This window comes from Larkinella punicea, assembly GCF_003334855.1.
GTDB lineage: Bacteria > Bacteroidota > Bacteroidia > Cytophagales > Spirosomataceae > Larkinella > Larkinella punicea.
The window spans coordinates 1-18695 of record NZ_QOWE01000039.1 but is presented as its reverse complement, the minus strand read 5'-3'; the positions used below and the strand labels follow the sequence as shown (position 1 = coordinate 18695).

Annotated in this window: 12 protein-coding genes and 1 pseudogene; 3 read left to right on the top strand and 10 right to left on the bottom strand. The window is 49.9% G+C overall.

Annotated features, from left to right (window positions below):
* Positions 1-86: 86 nt before the first annotated feature.
* Positions 87-893, bottom strand: a complete 807-nt coding sequence (ispE, locus tag DUE52_RS30925) for a 4-(cytidine 5'-diphospho)-2-C-methyl-D-erythritol kinase (protein WP_114410011.1) — start codon at positions 891-893, stop codon at positions 87-89.
* 316 nt (positions 894-1209) lie between these two features.
* Between ispE and DUE52_RS30920 the strand changes: the two genes are divergently transcribed.
* Positions 1210-8073, top strand: coding sequence for a putative Ig domain-containing protein (locus DUE52_RS30920; protein WP_114410010.1), 6864 nt, complete (start codon positions 1210-1212; stop codon positions 8071-8073).
* Positions 8074-8174: 101 nt separating this feature from the next.
* Here the strand turns inward: DUE52_RS30920 and DUE52_RS30915 are convergent, their stop codons facing one another.
* Positions 8175-10646 carry a carboxypeptidase regulatory-like domain-containing protein gene (locus tag DUE52_RS30915; RefSeq protein WP_114410009.1) on the bottom strand — a complete coding sequence of 824 codons (2472 nt, stop codon included), beginning with the start codon at positions 10644-10646 and terminating at the stop codon, positions 8175-8177.
* 288 nt (positions 10647-10934) lie between these two features.
* Between DUE52_RS30915 and DUE52_RS30910 the strand changes: the two genes are divergently transcribed.
* Positions 10935-11984, top strand: coding sequence for a sialidase family protein (locus DUE52_RS30910; RefSeq protein ID WP_229312366.1), 1050 nt, complete (start codon positions 10935-10937; stop codon positions 11982-11984).
* A 5-nt stretch (positions 11985-11989) separates the two neighbouring features.
* Here DUE52_RS30910 and DUE52_RS30905 read toward each other — a convergent pair whose 3' ends face one another.
* The 6 genes from DUE52_RS30905 to DUE52_RS30890 all read right to left on the bottom strand — a co-directional run bounded on the left by DUE52_RS30905 (position 11990) and on the right by DUE52_RS30890 (position 17515).
* A complete protein-coding gene (locus DUE52_RS30905) occupies positions 11990-14146 on the bottom strand; it encodes a peptidase domain-containing ABC transporter (RefSeq protein WP_114410008.1) in 2157 nt (718 codons plus the stop codon).
* Between the two features lie 25 nt (positions 14147-14171).
* The gene (locus DUE52_RS32910) at positions 14172-14573 is read right to left on the bottom strand and encodes a beta-barrel domain-containing protein (RefSeq protein WP_229312365.1); all 402 of its coding nucleotides are present in this window, start codon (positions 14571-14573) and stop codon (positions 14172-14174) included.
* Positions 14525-15316: an HlyD family secretion protein gene (locus DUE52_RS30900; RefSeq protein WP_229312364.1), complete on the bottom strand. Its 792-nt coding sequence runs from the start codon at positions 15314-15316 to the stop codon at positions 14525-14527. Before DUE52_RS30900 ends, DUE52_RS32910 begins: the two co-directional genes overlap by 49 nt.
* Positions 15317-15497: 181 nt before the next feature.
* Positions 15498-15950: a DUF2846 domain-containing protein gene (locus DUE52_RS30895; protein ID WP_133299992.1), complete on the bottom strand. Its 453-nt coding sequence runs from the start codon at positions 15948-15950 to the stop codon at positions 15498-15500.
* Between the two features lie 10 nt (positions 15951-15960).
* The gene (locus DUE52_RS32265; RefSeq protein WP_133299991.1) at positions 15961-17277 is read right to left on the bottom strand and encodes a hypothetical protein; all 1317 of its coding nucleotides are present in this window, start codon (positions 17275-17277) and stop codon (positions 15961-15963) included.
* Between the two features lie 55 nt (positions 17278-17332).
* Positions 17333-17515: a hypothetical protein gene (locus DUE52_RS30890; RefSeq protein WP_114410006.1), complete on the bottom strand. Its 183-nt coding sequence runs from the start codon at positions 17513-17515 to the stop codon at positions 17333-17335.
* A gap of 320 nt (positions 17516-17835) precedes the next feature.
* Between DUE52_RS30890 and DUE52_RS32990 the strand changes: the two genes are divergently transcribed.
* Positions 17836-17967: a hypothetical protein gene (locus DUE52_RS32990; protein ID WP_262511017.1), complete on the top strand. Its 132-nt coding sequence runs from the start codon at positions 17836-17838 to the stop codon at positions 17965-17967.
* Positions 17968-17975: 8 nt separating this feature from the next.
* On the opposite strand, the gene DUE52_RS33165 is transcribed toward DUE52_RS32990, so the two are convergent.
* Both DUE52_RS33165 and DUE52_RS33190 read right to left on the bottom strand, forming a co-directional pair.
* The gene (locus DUE52_RS33165) at positions 17976-18440 is read right to left on the bottom strand and encodes a CPBP family glutamic-type intramembrane protease (protein WP_165841069.1); all 465 of its coding nucleotides are present in this window, start codon (positions 18438-18440) and stop codon (positions 17976-17978) included.
* 140 nt (positions 18441-18580) lie between these two features.
* A pseudogene (locus DUE52_RS33190) lies at positions 18581-18695 on the bottom strand (IS701 family transposase); the annotation flags it as partial.

The following is an 18695-nucleotide window of genomic DNA, read 5'->3' as shown; positions in this document are numbered from 1 at the left end:
AATCGACTTACTGCTAAAGTGAAGAACCCGCCCGTGAGAACTGGCGGGTTTTTTACATTCGCATCGTTTTTGTTTTCAATGACCGCTCATACGGTTTTCTGCCAGACCTGATATGAATGAAAAAAATCCGGTAATGATACCGCTTGCTCGAAAATACCGTAAATAGTGGAGCCCGAACCACTCATACTGGCATAGACAGCCCCCGCTTGGTATAGTTCTTGTTTCACTGTATTCAGAATCGGATAGACCGGGAAAAGGCTGGTTTCAAAATCATTCCTGATGGCATTTCGCCAGGTTCCAACCGGATTTTGCAACAACGTACGCAGCGATGTAACGGGTTTTTGGGGTCGGACGTTGGCGTAGGCTTCAGCCGTTGAAATGGCCAGATTGGGATACACCAGTACGATGGTGTAGCCACGGAGTGATACGTCAATATCCTGAAAGCGATCCCCCTTTTCGAAGCAATACAAGGGCCGATTCTGAATAAAAAAGGCACAATCACTGCCTAACTGGCGTGCATACGTTTCTAATTGCTCGATTGACAAGGCCAGGTTGAATTGCTCATTGAGCAGGCGCAGCGTAAAGGCGGCATCGGCCGAACCTCCGCCCAGACCTGCTCCGATCGGGATGAGTTTGTGCAGATACATCTGAACGGGCGGCAATTCAAAATCGACCTTCAGACTTTCGTAGGCCCGCAGGCAAAGGTTGGTAGCGGGGTCGCCCGGAATGTCGGTTCCACTGATTTCAAACGACGTTTTCGAAGCCGGAATGATCTCCAGCAGGTCGTTCAGCGGAACCGGGTAGAAGCATGATTCGAGATTATGAAAACCGTCCGGGCGTTTCTCCGTGATCTGCAAACCGATGTTAATTTTAGCATTAGGGAAGCCTATCATTCAAAAAGAAGTATGACCTTTTAATAATTTAATCAAAGCAATTGAATTACACTTATGTTACCGATACGCTGAATATCAAAACATTAAGTTTACCACTTAGTAAATTAGATTTCTACTAACATTGGACTTATTTGGATTTTTCTTATATTTCCAACCAGTTTTCCGTCTGAAATTCAAAATTTCAGAGCCTAAATATACAGTACTTAGCGCTGCTAACTCCTTTTTATCGCCCTGAATGGATCTTTCCCATCTCATTTTACCCCAATTGTGAAGCACGATCTGCGCTGAATGAAAACACTTAAGTAAATTTTAACGTATGACAAACCTCTGTACTAAACTCAAAAACTTACTTCTGGTCCTTATACTGGTTACCGTTTTTGGATCAAACGGATACAGCCAGTATAAATCCGGCTTTTCAGAAGAAGTGTACGCCGGTGACCTGTCTGGTGCTGTTGGCTTTACGTTCGACAAAAACGGGGCCATGTACGTGTGGGGAATCGATGGCCGGATTACCCGGGTAGACCCTCAGACGAAGCAGAAAACGCAATTGCTGGATATATCGTCTGAAATAGGACGATATGATGATTACGGGTTGCTGGGTATGACGCTGGACAACAACTTTCTGACCAATGGCCGGTTTTATTTGTTCTATGTCATCAAATATGCTTCCGTCAAATGGCAGGGGACGTACGCCCGGGTTACGCGCTACGAAGCCAACAAAGATGACGGGTTTAAGTCGGTCAAAGCCAATAGCCGCAAGGTACTGATCGGCGAACCCGACCCCAATAATCCGAGTAAAGGCGTTCCAGGCGACTGTATTCCACTGACTTCCAGTTCTCATGCCGGGGGCGGTATTACGATGGGTGAAGACGGCTCGCTGCTGATTCCAACGGGTGACGGAGCCGCGCCAGCCTTCGACCAGGGCTCGTATTCCGAATCATACTACAGTCAATCCATCCAAAACGGATTTATCACGGCTGCGGAAAACATCGGCAGCTATCGTTCTCAGGTCGATTATTCATTATCAGGTAAAATCCTTCGCATCAACCCGGAAAATGGCGACGGTATGCCGGGCAATCCCGACTATAATCCCAGCGCTCCGCGTTCGATCAAAAGCCGGATTTTTGCTTCCGGTCTTCGCCAGCCGTTCCGGTCTTCGGTTCGCCCTAATACGGGAAGTGGCGACATCAACGCCGGTAATCCGGGCGCGTTGTATGTGGGTGACGTTGGCTTTACGGACTGGGAAGAAATCAATGTGGTGAAAAAAGGAGCCAACTACGGCTGGCCTTTTGAAGAAGGACAAAACCCTTCGACTCGTGCCTATAACAAAACTGAGTACAAACCGGCAGGTGTTACCTTTAGCAAACCCGTGATCTCCTGGCGTTCGGGGCCGGGGCAGGTGAACCGTAACGGAACCCTGACCAATGTCAATACAACACCAGCGGGGCTTTTGCCGGGTTATTGCGCCATTGGCGGCAGTTGGCATCCCGGTGGCGGAAACTACCCGGCCGAATACCAGAACTCGTATTATTTTGCCGATTTTAACGGGGGATGGATTTCCAAAATGGCTTTCGACAGCGACAATCAGCCGCAACCGGCAACGCTGACCAAACTGCTGGATGGCGGTAGCTCGTACCAGTACATTACCTGCATTGCTTTCAACCCGATTGACAAAAACATGTATTACCTGCGCTATCCGGAGGATGGAGGAGAGCGCGTGCGCCGGGTCATTTACAACGGAGCGGCCGGTGGCAGCCCGCCGGTGGCCATCATTCTGTCGGATAAAAGCAATGGGTCGAGCCCACTGACGGTTAAATTTACCGGGAACACCTCCTATGATCCGGAAGGAAAAGCACTGACCTATGCCTGGGATTTTGGCGACAATACGAGCAGTACGTCCGCCAACCCCGAACATACCTTCACCACCACGTCGACCTCGACAGTTTATACCGTCAAGCTGACGGTTACGGACCCTGACGGAAAAAGCCATCAGACCACGAAAGCGATCACCGTCAGTAGTGCCAATAATTCGGCACCGGTTATTGTCAGCACCAGTATCGATGGGCTGACCCAAATGAACCTGGATGAAATCCGGAACATCAACCTGTCGGCGGTGATCACCGATGAAACCCCCGCCAATCAGTTGAGCTACAAATGGACGGTTTCACTCTTTCACAACGATCACCAGCACGACGACTTTATAACCACCAGCCAGACCTCCTCGGCTTCCCTGCCGCCGATTGGCTGCGACGGAACCCTGACCTTCTGGTATGGCGTGAAACTGGAAGTGACGGATGCGGGTGGCCTGAAAACGGAGACGATTCGGTATATCTACCCCGATTGTGCCGGAACTTCGCAAACCATTACACTCAACGACATTGCCGACCGGGCTCCTAATTCGGCGGCCTTTACGCCGGCAGCCTCTGCTTCGTCGGGAAAACCCATTGTGTTCTACGTCATTGCCGGCCCCGCAGTGATTGCGGAAGGCAAAGTGTTTCTGACGGGCCGCCTGGGCAAAGTAACCATTCGGGCCGCACAACACGGTGGGGGTGGTTTTAAACCGGCCCGTCCGGTGGAGAAATCGTTCAATGTCGTCTCCGATGCCGCCGATAAGCAACCGCCAACGGCCCCGACGTCTCTGGCACTCAGCAACATTACGCAGAATTCCATGCGGTTAACCTGGAACGCATCGACGGATAATGCCAGCGTAGCCAGTTACGAAGTGTATCGAAACAACGTTAAAATTGGCGACGTCAATTCCGGCACCAGTTACAACGCAACGGGGCTGACGGCGGGTACGGAATATTATTTCTTCGTTCGGGCCATCGACCCGACCGGCAACGTATCGGCCAATAGCAACACTGCAACGGGCACAACCACCGGAACGTCAACGCCACCGGCGAATTCGCCACCAACAGCCCCATCGGTAGGTGGCTTGACGGCCACCGTTAACACGAGCTACACGTCGAGCCAGCTCCCGCCGTTCAACGATACGGATGGCGATGCCCTGACCTACACCCTGACCGGACTGCCCGGTACGTTGAACTTCAATGCCAGTACCCGCGTCATCAGCGGCACGCCGACCCAGGCGACCTCCTACAACCTGACCTACAGCGCAACGGATGGCAAGAGCAGCGCAGTTAGTACGACGGTTACGCTGACAGTCAATACAGCCGGCACCGGCAACCCGCCCCCAACGGTTACCGGAAACTTTGAAGGGTATCTGGATGTGGTCAATTGCAGTTCCATTTCGGGCTGGGTATTCAATTATGATAGCCCAAATGCGCCGTATACCGTCGAGTTTCTGGCCGCAACCGGCGCCAATCCGTCGATCGAATCGGCCACCTCATTCGGCACCACGGTGGCCAGTAACTTCCGCCAGGATTTGCTGAATGCCGGAAAGGGAAATGGAGCGCATGGATACAGTTTTACGGTACCGAACAGCATCAAAACCAACCAGCAACAAACCATCTGGGGTCGGGTGCAGGGATCGACGTACGTGCTGATGTGGTCGCCCAAAACCCTGACCTGCGAAGGAACGGGAACACCCGTGAATCCGCCCCCGGTAAAACCATCGGTTTCATCCTTAGCGGCCACGGTTGGTGTCGCGTACAACTCTGGCCAGCTTCCGGCTTTCACGGATAGCGAACCGCTTACCTACACCATGACCGGCTTGCCCTCCGGGCTGAATTTCGACGGCGGAACCCGCGTGATCTCCGGAACTCCCACCCAGCAGGGAACCTTTACGGTTACGTACTCAGCCGCCGACAGCCAGAATAAAACCGATCTTTCCATTACCCTGGTCGTAGCACCTGGCGGAACACCCGTGAATCCGCCCCCGGTAAAACCCTCAGTATCAACCCTGACGGCTACCATCAACGTACCCTATACGTATACCCTGCCGGTTTTCACGGATAGCGAACCGCTGACTTATACCCTGACCGGTCTGCCTAACAACCTCACGTTCAACCCGTCGACCCGGGTGATTAGCGGAACACCGACGCAGCAGGGAACGTTTGCCCTGACCTATTCGGCCAGTGACAGCCAGTCGAAATCCGATCTGGCGATTTCGCTGGTGGTTTCGGCGGGTGGCGTGGTGACCGGAAACTTTGAAGGCTATCTGGATGGCGTCAACTGTTCGACGTTTTCGGGATGGGTCTGGGATCGGGACAAACCCAATACACCGATCACGGTTGAGTTTCTGGATGGTGCCAATGCCGCAACCGCAGTGTCCATCGGTTCCATTTCGGCCGACATTTTCCGGCAGGATCTGAAAAATGCCAACAAAGGCAATGGCGCCCACGGTTACGTTTTCACCGTTCCCGAAAGTGTGAAAGACAACCAGACGCACACCATCTGGGGCCGGGTACAGGGATCAACCTACATTCTGAACTGGTCGCCGAAAACGATCAATTGCGTCGGAACCGGAACGCCACCCGTCAACGCGGCCCCGGTAGCCCCCGCGAGCATCGCGCCCCTGTCGGCCACCATCAATGCCGCCTTCACGGCCAGTGCGCTGCCGGTCTTTACCGATGCCGAAAATGATCCGCTGACGTATACCCTGACGGGACTGCCCAACGGCGTCAACTTCGATGCCGGAACCCGGGTTATCTCCGGAACTCCAACGGCGAGCGGCACCTTTACGCTCACCTATTCAGCCAAAGACAGCCAGCATTCGCCGGTTCCAACCACGCTGACGCTGACGGTTTCCAATCCGTCGACACCTCCGCCAACTGGTGCGTACGAAGGGTTTCTGGATGTGATCAACTGCGACGGTGATATTTTTGGGTGGGTTTGGGATGCCAATCAACCCAACACACCGGTGAATATTGAAATCCGGGAAGATGACAACCTCATTGCGACCATTACCGCTTCGCTGGCCCGGCCTGACCTGGTCAGTGCAGGAAAAGGAAACGGACAACACGGTTATTCTTTCATTATTCCGGCAACGCTGAAAAACGGGCAGAACCACAGCATTAGCATGCGGGTTCAGGGAACGTCGTACGAATTGATGGGTTCTCCGAAAACGCTCAACTGCCCCGGAGACGGAAGTCCGCTCCCGAACGACCCGGCCAATCAGCCGCCAACCGGCCCTACTCTGGCGATTCAAAACCGCGAAATCGGCGTAGCGACAACGTATACCATTCCCGAGTTTACCGATCCCGAAGCAGGGGCTTTGACCTATGCCCTCAACGGTTCGGTTCCGGGTCTGACCTACTCGGCGGCAAGCCGTACGCTGAGTGGTTCGCCCACAACGCTCGGGACGTTCACGACCAGCCTGATCGTGACGGACCCCAAAGGAAAAACAGCCTCGGCTCTGCTGACCTTCGTCATCACGAATGCTGGCCCACCGGCCAACGTTCCTCCGGCCGCACCGGCGGTTTCGCCCCTGTCGGCCACGGTCAACGTCGCCTATTCGTCCACCTTACCGGCTTTTACCGATACCGATCCGTTGAGCTATACCCTCACCGGGTTGCCATCGGGACTCGGTTTCAACACCGGCACCCGCGTCATTTCCGGAACGCCCACCCAGCAGGGTACGTTCTCACTGACGTATGCAGCCAACGACGGAAAAGTCACGGAAGACATGACGATTACGCTGACCGTTGCGGCTGGCGGCACCACGCCCCCACCGGCACCGGCGGGTAATTTCGACGGATACCTGACACAGGAAGTCAATTGCAATACGCTTTCAGGCTGGGCCTACGACCGCACCAGTGTCAACCGGGTGGTCACCGTCGAGTTCTTCGATGGTGCTTCGATTGCAACGGGTCGGCTCATCGGGTCGATTGCGGCCGATGTCTTTAAACAACACCTGAAAGACGCCGGCAAAGGAAACGGGGTACACTGGTACGACTTCCCCATACCGGAAGAGATCAAAGACGGCCAGAACCACACGATCTGGGCGCGGGTGCAGGGGTCAGAATTTACTCTCAAATGGGCTCCTAAAACCATCCGATGCGTTGGTTCCGGAACCCCGACGAATGCCGCGCCGGTTGCGCCGTCCGTTTCGGGCCTATCGGCTACCATCAATGTCCCCTTCACGGCCAGTGCATTGCCAGTCTTTACCGATGCAGAAAACGATCCGTTGACGTATACCCTGACGGGATTGCCCGATGGCGTCAATTTCGATGTCAATACCCGCGTGATTTCCGGAACACCCACGGCGAGCGGTACCTTCACGCTGACCTACTCAGCCAAAGACAGCCAGCATGCACCGGTTTCTACGACGCTCACGCTGATCGTAGGCGGAGGAGGAACACCAACCAATGCGGCTCCGGTGGCTCCCGCGAGCATCTCACCCCTGTCGGCCACCATTAGCGTCGCCTTCACGGCCAGTGCATTGCCCGCCTTTACCGATGCCGAAAACGATCCGTTGACTTACACCCTGACGGGACTGCCCAACGGCGTCAACTTCGATGCCGGAACCCGGGTTATCTCCGGAACATCGACCGTGAGTGGAACCTTCACGCTCACCTATTCAGCCAAAGACAGCCAGAATTCGCCGGTTTCCACCACCCTCACCCTGACGGTCGGCACCGGCGGAGGCACGACTCCCCCGCCCACCAGTGACGGCAGCGGACCGGGCAGTTACGAAGGGTACCTCGATGTGGTCAATTGCACCAGCATTCAGGGCTGGGTTTGGGATCGAAACCGACCCAACACCCCGATTGCGCTTGAATTCCTGGATGGGAATACGGTAGTAGGCGCGGTCGATGCCAATATTTTCCGGCAGGATTTGAAAAATGCCAACAAGGGCAACGGAATCCACGGCTACAGCTTTACGGTGCCGGCTTCGCTCAAGGATGGGCAAGAACACTCGATCAGTGGCCGGGTGCCGGGGGGCAATTTCACCCTGAAATGGTCACCCAAAATCCTGAACTGCCCGAATGGGGGCCGTGAGGGGGTTCCCACGGCGGAATTCACCGCGGATCTGTCGGTCAGCCCGAACCCCAGCAGCGGCAGGGTGGTCATCAGCTTCCGGCTGGCGGCCCAAAAAACCGCCCAACTACAGGTGGTGGATGTCCTGGGCCGGGTTACGTGGCAACAGGCCGTCGTCGGCAATGGCAAGGTGCAGCACCAAACGGTTGATTTGAGCCAGGGCGGAACCGGTCTTCACTTCGTCCAGTTGAAATCCGGCGAGCAGCAACTCATCAAACGACTGCTGATTACGCAGTAAAAAATAGTTTTGAGCATGGAAAAGCCGCAGACGATTGATCTGCGGCTTTTTTTGTGTTCGCTTTTTTACTAAAAACCAGTCCGGACGGCTGGATGCCGCTTTCACTTGATCGACAACACTTTGAACTCGGTCCGGCGGTTTCGCTGGTGTTCGGCTTCCGTACAATTCACTTCATTGGTGCAATTGTTGAGCAGGACCGATTCGCCATAACCGGCTGCGACCATTCGTTTGCGGCTAATCCCTTTCGACGCCAGGTAACTGACCACCGAATTGGCCCGCTGCGCCGACAGATACCGGTTGTAAACCGCATCGCCCCGGCTGTCGGTGTGGGATCGGAGTTCGACCGTGAGCAGGGGATATTTCTGCATGGTAGCCACCAGCTTATCCAGTTCCCTGGACGCATCCGACCGGATCGTCCATTTGTCGAGGTCATAATAAATGTTGTCCAACTGAACAATGTCGCCCACGCGAAGCATGTTCAGATCTGCCGACAGCACTTTGGTTGTCGCCCTGGGTGTCAGTTTTTTAATCCGGTTGGTATTCGTGCCATACCGCTCCTTCGAGGCACTGAGGGTATAGTCGCAGCCTTCGGTCAGTTCAAATTCATACCGGCCATCGGCGCCGGTGACGATTTGCCGGATGGCGCCGTCGCAGTCGTTTTTCAAATTGACCGTAACACCTTCGATCGGCTTCCGGTCTTTTTCGCTCATGACCGTACCCCGCACTTTGGCCTTTTGCGAATCGACAATATCCCAGCCATCATTCGCCGGAAGCGGTATATACTGTACGGTGTCAATAATTTTCGGAGGTTGATTCAGCGCAATTTCCAGCCGGGAAGGCGAATCGTCGGTGAGTGAATTGGTTGAGAAACCAACCGTGCTGGTCACGTAACTATCTTTGGAAGCCCGAAAAATAAAATCGTTGTTAGACTCCAGACACAATTGCACCAAACCATCCTTTTTGGTCACCACCGTTCGGTCTTTGCGCCCTTCGCCCCGGGCTTTTATGTCGATCAGCACACTGTCGATGGGCTGTTTCGTTACCTCGTCATAAAACCGGAGCGTCAGGTTCCGGCATCCATAGAGCGAACTTTCCCGAACAAACCGGAAAATATCGTCGTTGCCTTTTTGCCGGTTGGTGCTGAAATAACCGCCTTTGCGGTTGCCGTCGGTAATCATCCCAAAATCATCCTGATCGGAATTGATCGGCGCATCGAGGTGTTCGACCGGCCCCACGGGCGCCCCATTGACAAGCGGGGCGTAGTAAATATCGAGACCGCCCAGCCCTTTCCGCCCGTCGGAGGCAAAATACAGATTGCCCCTTTCGTCGATAAACGGGAATAAATCGTTGCCTTTCGTATTGATTTCCTTCCCGAGATTGACCGGTTTCGACCACTTTCCGTTTTCATTCCGGGCAACGTACAAATCCGTACCACCGACGCCCCCCGGCATATCGGAAGCAAAGAACAGCAAGCGGTCGTCTTTGCTCAGGGCCGGATGTCCGACCGAGTAATCGTCGCTGTTGAACGGCAATTCCTGAATATTGATCCAGGTACCGTTTTGCTGAACGGCGGTATACAGTTTTAGGTTCGTCACACCTTCCGTGCTTTGGCGTACCCGCCGACCGTCGTAGTTATTCCGGGTAAAAACGACCTGATAGCCGTCGTTGAAAAACGTCACCGGGCCTTCGTGGTAGCGGCTGTTGAGCGACCGGCTAAAAGGCTGAATGGTTTTCGAAAACCGCAATCCCTCCGAAATATTGATGCCGCCATCGTACCCGCCAATCGTGCGGGAGTCGTTGGCCGAAGCGCGGCTGCGCGAATTGCCGCCGGACCGTTGGGCCTTGCGAGTCTTTATCGACACCGGTTTCGACACCGTGCCATCGGCTTTGATCAATTGCGTAGCCTTCAACTGCTGCCGGTCCTGGACATAAAAGAGGTCGAGGTAACTGCCTCCCCCGCCTTTTCCGGCCGTTTCGATGGCGGCACTTGCCTTTTTTCCAGACACGAACACCAGCCCGTCCCGGTAATACATCGGACTGAATTCAGCGTTCGAGGTGTTGAGCGCGAGGACTTCCAGCCGGTAGCGGGTCGGTGTTTTTTTGCCGATTACACCCGTCGCCGGGTCTAAAAACGGCGACGATTCTGCCTGGACGGCTTTTTCTTTCAGTTTGTTGTATCGATCATACTGCTTCTGTGATTCGCTGTATTTTCCATTGGCCGCCAGCGTTTGAGCATAGTGAAGATAACTTTCAATGTGGTTTCCGGTCAATTCGGTAGCGGTGGTCAACTCCTGGTAAGCACGTTCGGCTTTTTTCAGATCACCCGCCAGTTGATAGGAATGTGCCAGATTAGCCTGGGCTGTCGTGCGTTGTTCAGCCGTCAACTTGTCCGGCAAATCGGCCAATAATTGGGTGTAAATCTCAATGGCCCGCCCGTAGGCTTTCAGGGTATACTGCCGGTTTGCCTGCTGCAACAGCGTATCGGATTGCGCATAGCCGACAGTCACCGCATAGAAAAACAATCCGCAGGTGAACCAGAATTTATGCCAACGTTTCAAAATACAAGTGCCCATACTTGATCGTGCCAAAACCATTTACTATGCCAAAGCGGTCCTTTTTTTGACAGACCGTATTTTATTGTTTGACAAAGCAACTAAAAATAAACTACGGATTTGCTCCATCAACACGATTAGACCAATAAAATCCACGGATTGGTAACAAATCTGATGGTACATAAATCATGCCAGCCAAAAACCGGCGGAGTTGATACCAATTTTCGGTTCGCCCGGAAAAGCAAACGCTTCCTACCCATTATTAGCTAAATTCGCTACCTCAATCCTGATCCTTTATTTTTATATTCCATGCCCTCCTTTTTCTATTTGATGCTGTACGGGTTTGCCATTCTCCTGACTGGCCCGGTCGCCGATTCCGGTCATCCACTCGCACCCGGCCATTTGCCGGTGGTGGTGGCCGAACCCAATGGCAAGCTGCATCTGACTTTTGGCCAGGATTCGGCGATCTATTACGCGACCACATCCTCCAAAACTGCGTCATTTGGTACACCCACAGTGGTAGCGGTTTTGCCAAACCTGGTAGCAGGTGCCAAGCGAGGTCCCCAAATCGCCGTTACGGCCCAGTACGTCGTCATCAGTGCCGTCAACCGGGCGGGCGATCTTTTTGCCTATTCCCTCGATCGGGCAACAGGCCGGTGGTCATCCGCCGTGCGCATGAATGATGTGCCTCAGATTGCCAAAGAGGGTTTTCAGGCCGTTGCCGGAGCGTCGCGCGGAGTCTTTCATGCCGCCTGGCTCGACCTTCGGGACGATAAGAAGAATAAGATTGTAGGAACCACCTCCCGCGACGGGGGCCGAACCTGGTCGACCAATCAGGTGATTTATCGCTCCCCCGACGGCACGGTTTGCGAATGCTGCCGGGTTTCGATGGCGGCTAAAAACAATAATGTGTACGTCCAGTTCCGCAACTGGCTCGACGGCTCCCGGAATTTATACCTGGCCCACTCGACCGACGGCGGAAAAACGTATGCCCCGGCTCAAAAACTGGGAACCGGCACCTGGCCCTTAAAAGCCTGCCCGATGGACGGCGGTGCGGTGGCGGTTTCGGCTGCGGGCCAACCCTTCACCGCCTGGCGACGCGAAAACACGCTGTACACCTGCCAGCCCGGCGAACCGGAGCAAGCCATTGCCACCGGCCGCAACATAACGCTCACCGCCGGACCAACGGGGCCTCTGCTGGCCTGGGACGATGCCGGGACGGTTTGGGTGAAATCCGGGACCAAGCCGGCGGTTTCGGTCGGAAAGGGCCATATGCCCAGTGTGGCCGTCGCGGGCAAAACCGCCGTCTGCGTCTGGGAGTTGGATGGAAAGGTGATGACGGGGACGTTGGGGTTGTAGGATTGTTAATGGTATTCGGTTTGCTGTTGCCAGAAATGGCTGTAGATTTCCCCTTTGTTTACCAATTCATGATGCGTCCCTTCTTCGACCAATTTGCCATTTTCGAGGACCAGAATCTGATCGGCCTGACGAACGGTACTCAGCCGATGCGCGATGATCAGAATGGTTTTTCCAGCGTCACGAAGGCCATGAATGGTTTGCTGGACATACTGCTCCGAAACCGAATCAAGGGCCGACGTTGCTTCATCAAAAATCAAAATTTCGGGATTTCGATACAAGGCACGAGCGATGGCAATGCGTTGTTTCTGACCGCCTGACAACATCGCTCCGTTTTCACCCAAGTAGGTATGGAAGCCGTTCGGTAGTTTTTCAATGAAATCAGCGATACCCAACTGCTGACAAATGGCCAAAACATGTTTCATATCCGGTACCGACTCCCCTAATGCAATGTTGTCAATGATGTTTCCGGCAAACAGATCGATCTTCTGGGGTACAACGCTAACTACCTGCCGCAAACTGACGGGATTGATGTGTTTGATATCGAAATTGCCAATGTAAATACTTCCTTTTTGCAGTGGATAAAGTCCCTGCAGCAGCGATAATAAGGTCGATTTACCGGATCCGCTTTCGCCTACAATGGCCGTAATTTTTCCGGCCTGAATAGTCAGCGACAAATCGTCAAAAACCGTTACACGGGAACCGTAGCGGAAGGACACGTTCCGGAAGGAAATTTCGCCGATCATATCGGGCTTTAGACTAATGGTATTATCGGACGTTTCGCGTTCAAGATCCATGATTTCGAACAATCGGTCGGCCGCAATCAAGGCATCCTGAATGGTTCGGTTTGCACCGACCAAACTAGCTGCCGGGCCGGTAAAATAGCCAATCAAGGCATAAAACGACAAGAGTTCACCGGGCGTAATCTCATTATGAAGAACAAACCAACCACCTACCCACAGCAAAATAATGGTAAATAACCGGGAAATCAGTTCGGAAATGCTTCCAACGTAAATCGCGCTACTGCCCGACTGGAAAATGGTTTGCAAGAGTTTCACAAACCGGGTTTCGGTTTTAGCTCCGGCATATTCCTCCAATCCAAACCGCTTGATCGTTGACATGGCATTGAGGGATTCCACCAATTGCGATTCCAGCTCGGCGGCATCTTCCATTAGGCGACGCTGATTTTTCCGATTAATGCGGTTCGTAATCCAATACAGCAAGGCATACATCGGAATCACCATCAACAACACCAATGCCAGTTTCCAATAGTAGGTAAACATCAGTCCGAACGAGAAAAAGATAATCAGTCCATTGACAATCAGACTGAGAGCCGTATCATTGATAAACGTCCGGATTTTAACCGCATCGTTGACCCGCGAGACAATCTCGCCAACGCGCATGCTATCGAAAAAGGATTGGGGTAGTTTGAGCAGGTGTTTGTAGTAGCCCAGAATGAGGGCCGCATCCATGCGTTGACCGGTTTTGAAATTGAAAAAACTCTTGACGGTACCGATGAAGAGTTGCAACAGCAATAGCACGATCATCACCACACTGAGAAGATTCAGCAGATTCTGGTTGGCTTCCGGCAAAACATTGTCGACCAGTTTCTGCACATAAATCGAAGTGGTCAAACCCAGCAAGGTATACACAACCGCACCAAACAAAGCCTGCGCCAAAACCGCCCGGTGCGGACGGAGCAACTGACCGAAACGTTGTAAAACCGAGGCTTTGGAATTACCGGTTTCAAAGGTTTCATCCGGCAGCAACAGAACCAGAACACCCGTCCATTCCTGCTTAAACTCGTCGTGTGTCTTTTTATGAATGAGACCGTCGCCCGGATCCATGACCACAACGTATTTTGGCCTTACGTCATAAATCACCACGTAATGCTGCAAAACGCCCTTCAACACCACGTGCGCAATGGCCGGTTTAGGAATTTTAGAGAGGCTTTCAAATGGTCCCTTCACTCCCTTCGCCTGAAAACCCAGCTTTTTTGCAGCTTCGATCAAACCCAGGACGTTGGTTCCTTTTTGGTCGGTAGACGCCATTTGCCGGATGCGGGCCACCGGCAACAATAACCGGTGGTGCGCGGCTACGGATGCCAGACAACCCGCTCCGCAGTCGGTAATGTCGCGTTGTTTAACTTTGATTCGGCTGTTCATGGTGTGGTGGGAAGGCGACACACGCCTAACGGATGCTACTGACGACGGACTGATTCACCGGATTCAGCCAGTCGTCGGCCTTGTCGTAGAGTAAATCGAACAGCGACCGGCGGGTAACGATAAACCGGGCGTGAACCGTCATTCCTTTTTTGAGGTTTCCACGGTACCCATTTTTCAGGGTTAGAAACGATTGGCTGAGCTGGCAGCGGACTTTAAAAACCGGCTGGTTTTCGACAAGGACAAAATCATTGGCAACGTCCAGTATCTGGCCTTCCAGCAAACCCCATTGGTTGTAGTTGAATGCCGCAATCTGAAAGCGGGCTTTCTGTCCAACCCGCAACAGGCCAATATCTTTGGGTGTGGCATAACATTCGACAATTAGCGTCGAATCGGGCGATATCGTACCGACCACCTCTCCGGCCTGCACAAAACTGCCGACGTAACGACCTGAAAGCTGGCTGATGGTACCGCTTTGATCGTGGAAAAGGCCTGCTCCTGTTTGAGTTGACGCTCCTGAGCTATCAAATCGGTCAATTGCAACCGGTGTTCGGACAAAGCCGTTTGCCACTCACTCCGCTGACGTTCCACCAGCGTCTTGTATTGGGCCACGACGGTTTTGTAAGCAAATTCTTTGTCTTCAAACTCCAGCCGGGCAATGACTTTGTCGGCATACAACTGCCGGTTCACCTCCAACTCGCGCTGGCGTTTTTGCTGGGTTTGCAGGTTTTCCTGCGCCAGATAGCGGAACTGCTCATATTGCTGGCGATAGAGCGGGGAAGTTAATCCGGTTGCCGAAAACAAGTGGTTATACGTCAGTCGGGTCAATTGTTCCAAATCGTGGATATACGCCCGTTTCTGGGTTTCCTGCGTGGTCAGTAACCGAAGTTTCGTGTCCGCAATATCGGTTTGCAACCGCAGCAACGGCTGACCGGCCCGCACCACCTGATTATCCTGTACCCACAAAACCGCCACCGTTCCGCTGGCTGTCGTTTTAACCTCACTCCGCTCCGCAACGGGCCGGATTAAACCGGATGCCTGAACCGACACATCGACATAAATGAACGGCAGGGCGACAATGGCCGCTGTGATGGCCAGCAAGACGGAGGAGTATAGAAGTTGGCTGCGAACGGTGACGCGGGGGAGGTAAACTTCGACAGATGTATTTTCCATTTGCCCCCAGTTACTCATACTTGGCATAACAATTAGTAAACTGATTTTCTATAATAAATCCAGTAAGATTATGCGCACTATGTACAACAAACACAAATACAGCAGGTTTATATAAATCGTTCTCAAGGCGAATAATAAAACTACATAAATATTATTTCTGTTATATATTTAGACACTTGAATCATTGATCATTTTCAATTTCATAACATTCAATTTTACCTTTTTCCGCACTAACAATTCTCAATTTGGGATGACCTATAAGAAATCCTGGGCGTATTGTACATTTCAGGTAATAGGCTTTCCCAAGTTCTATTTTCAAGTTCACTTTTGATTTTTTTTCAAATGTCTGGGCGGATATAGTAGTAACTCCTGACTGAAAAACTTTAATAATATGAACAGAATTGTTTCTAATTTTAAAGATTTTAGTACCGTTCTTTTTTACCGAAAACCCAATTGTCAATCCCCAAAACTCGAAAGGTCTGTATAAATATATTAATGCATATTTACTAGTACTAGTATCTGATCTTTGAAATGTACTTAAAGTATTGTTTTGTATTTTTGAAAGACTAAAGACAGGAAATGAAAATATGAATAAGAAGCATGTAACAAATAAAATACAATTAAAATTTTTCATATATAAGATTTTAACGAGGACAAAAAGATAGACCAAAAGACAAATTATGTGACTTTTCAAGGCTTGGATCTTCAGGCACAAATCCTTTTGTTTTGACTCGCCCTGAAATATCAAAGGACCACCACGCAAGCGGAGAATTTTCTTTTCCGAATATTCGATATGACAGTAAAAGTGCTCCCGAATGCCCGAAGAGTCCTTTTAGAGCATAAAAATCTAAATTCTCCGGTTGAGACCACACTTGGACAATACTCGTCAGTGATATTTTTTTACTCAATGAATAATTATGTAAAGCAATGCCTCCTGCCCAAAAATATTTTTCTTTATTTTCAAACTGCCTAATGAAAGCGTGCATATTATATTTTTGAGCATAGTTCAACCATAAATTTTCCTCTATCATGCCACCGAACGGAGCCATAATGTAGCCTAGACCAAAACCAGCATTTAAGTTATTATTTAATTTTATTCGAGTTTTGCTAATCATTAAAGGGCTTAATAAATTTAATAGTGATAAATATCCTGCTTTATGAATAAACTTTCGTTCTTGACTAGTTAAGTCTTTATTACTTGTATAACGATAAAATGGCATATTAGGTCTATATAAATGTCGAACTGCTCCGCGCACGTCATCTCCTACAATATCACGATCTAATTCATTTATTTCTTCTTTCTCAATCGAGTTTTTTCGAGAAAATGCACTAAAAGTATAATATAACACAATCCCGACTTTCCTCATATAATAATCTCCAGCAACATTTCTAAGCTTTTCTTGATTAAAAAAAACAAGTTCTTCTTCTTTTTGACAAAGCATATAGTCAGACTCGATACCAGCAGTATGGAGTCGGATATAATAAGGGAGTTGATTATCACGTAGTTTTTTTAGGGTTTCGTCTGTTACACCTGTTACTTTTGCAACATTTTTTTTAAATAATGGGGCTGATACAGATCCAATAGTAAGATTAGTTAATACAGATCTATGACCTTCTTCATGAGTCAAAGGCGTAAAGTATAGAGAAAAAATAGCTTGAATAGGTAAAATAAGAAATTGGTATTTTTTAGATGTGTGTTTGTAAGAAAGCTGAGACGAAAGCCGATATAACGATAAATAACCTTGGTTAAATTGTCTCATCGTAAATAAATTATCTGAATAATCTATCATCGTAAAACTATAAAATCCAATCTTATTCTCTTTATATTTATTTTTTTCAATACTTACAGTATCTAAAGTAGAAACTATTTGGAAAGAATTATTATTCCCTAGAGCATTCAAAGAATTACTCACAAAAAACAAAGCAAAAAGTAATGTATTATAAGAAAATATATTATTCATTTTACAATAATTTAAGAACAGGATAGATACCTAATGGTATCTATCCTGAATGATGTTAATCCCAATTATCTGAAACAGCAAGTGCAGCTCCTGCTACGGCTCCTACTCCAAAAGTCACTGGGGCTGTAGCAAATAAAACAAATCCTAAAACTATTTTCCACCAGGCTCCACCATCGGTCTTTTTCATGTCCATATGGCTCATCTCTTGGACGCCGTATTCGTCTAATTCGAACTTCATAGTAATGTAATTTTAAATGGAACAATAATTTAACTTTTACAAATAAATAGTAACATTATCCGGATAAAAAACAATTATTTGCGTTCCAAAACTGCTAAAAAAAAAAACAATAAACCCAAACAAATTCCAATATTTTTTGTATATACAATAATAATAAAACAGTAATATTTCATACAACCATAGTAAGTCTTGTAGGTTTGACGTCTTATTGATTGTGTTATGCAAATAGGTAGCCGACTATACTTGCATAATTTGATAGATCTTCGTTAGTAGCTGGCCGAGGATGCCTCCTGGCCTAGGACGATGCCGGTACGGTTTGGGTGAAATCCGGGACCAAGCCTGCGGTTTCGGTCGGAAAGGGCCAGATGCCCAGTGTGGCCGTTGCGGGCAAAACCGCCATCTGCGTCTGGGAGTTGGATGGGAAGGTGATGACGGGGACGGTGGGGTTGTAGGATTAATCCTAGGTAATCAGTTTAGGCCAGGCTCCGAAACCGTTAATCAACATATGGAGCAAAACGGACCAGATGAATCCGTTGTTAATTCGAATGGTGCTGGCAATCAAGCCCATGAAAAATTGGGGTAGGACGTAAATGGGATATAGATACCATACCGAGTAATGGATCGGATCAAAATTGGTAATGTGAGCCAGGCTGAAAATAGCAGAGGAAACAATTATCCAGCTTGAAGGGCTTACAGATGAATAAACTTCTAAAACTTTCTTGTCAAAGCGACGTATTACAAAAAAAACAATTAGGCAAACCAGGATTCTGAGGTAGTAAGAAAAACTATCAATGTAGTAAACGTCGCCTGTAAAGAAAAAAAGTAATAAAGCTACTGAAATAGCGATTGTAAAACCCGAAGGTTTCAAAAATAGCCTGAAAGCTAATTCTTCAAAAATTGGAATCAGAATCGTAACCAGAAACACGCCATAAAATAGCCCTATCTCTTCAAGAAGGTCATCAATCTTATAATGCGTAGCATAAATCGAAGGCTCACCGATCCAGGGAAGAATTTCCTTATCAATGATTAAAATAAAAATGATGGATAATAAAGTAGGACTTTCGCTTAGAGTGAAATTGCTCGAACTCTGGGGTAGGCTAACTCGTGTCGGAGATAGTCAGCAAATAAACTAGTTCGCAACTGATAGATCGTTTGGCCGACTTGTTTGGCTTTCACTTGT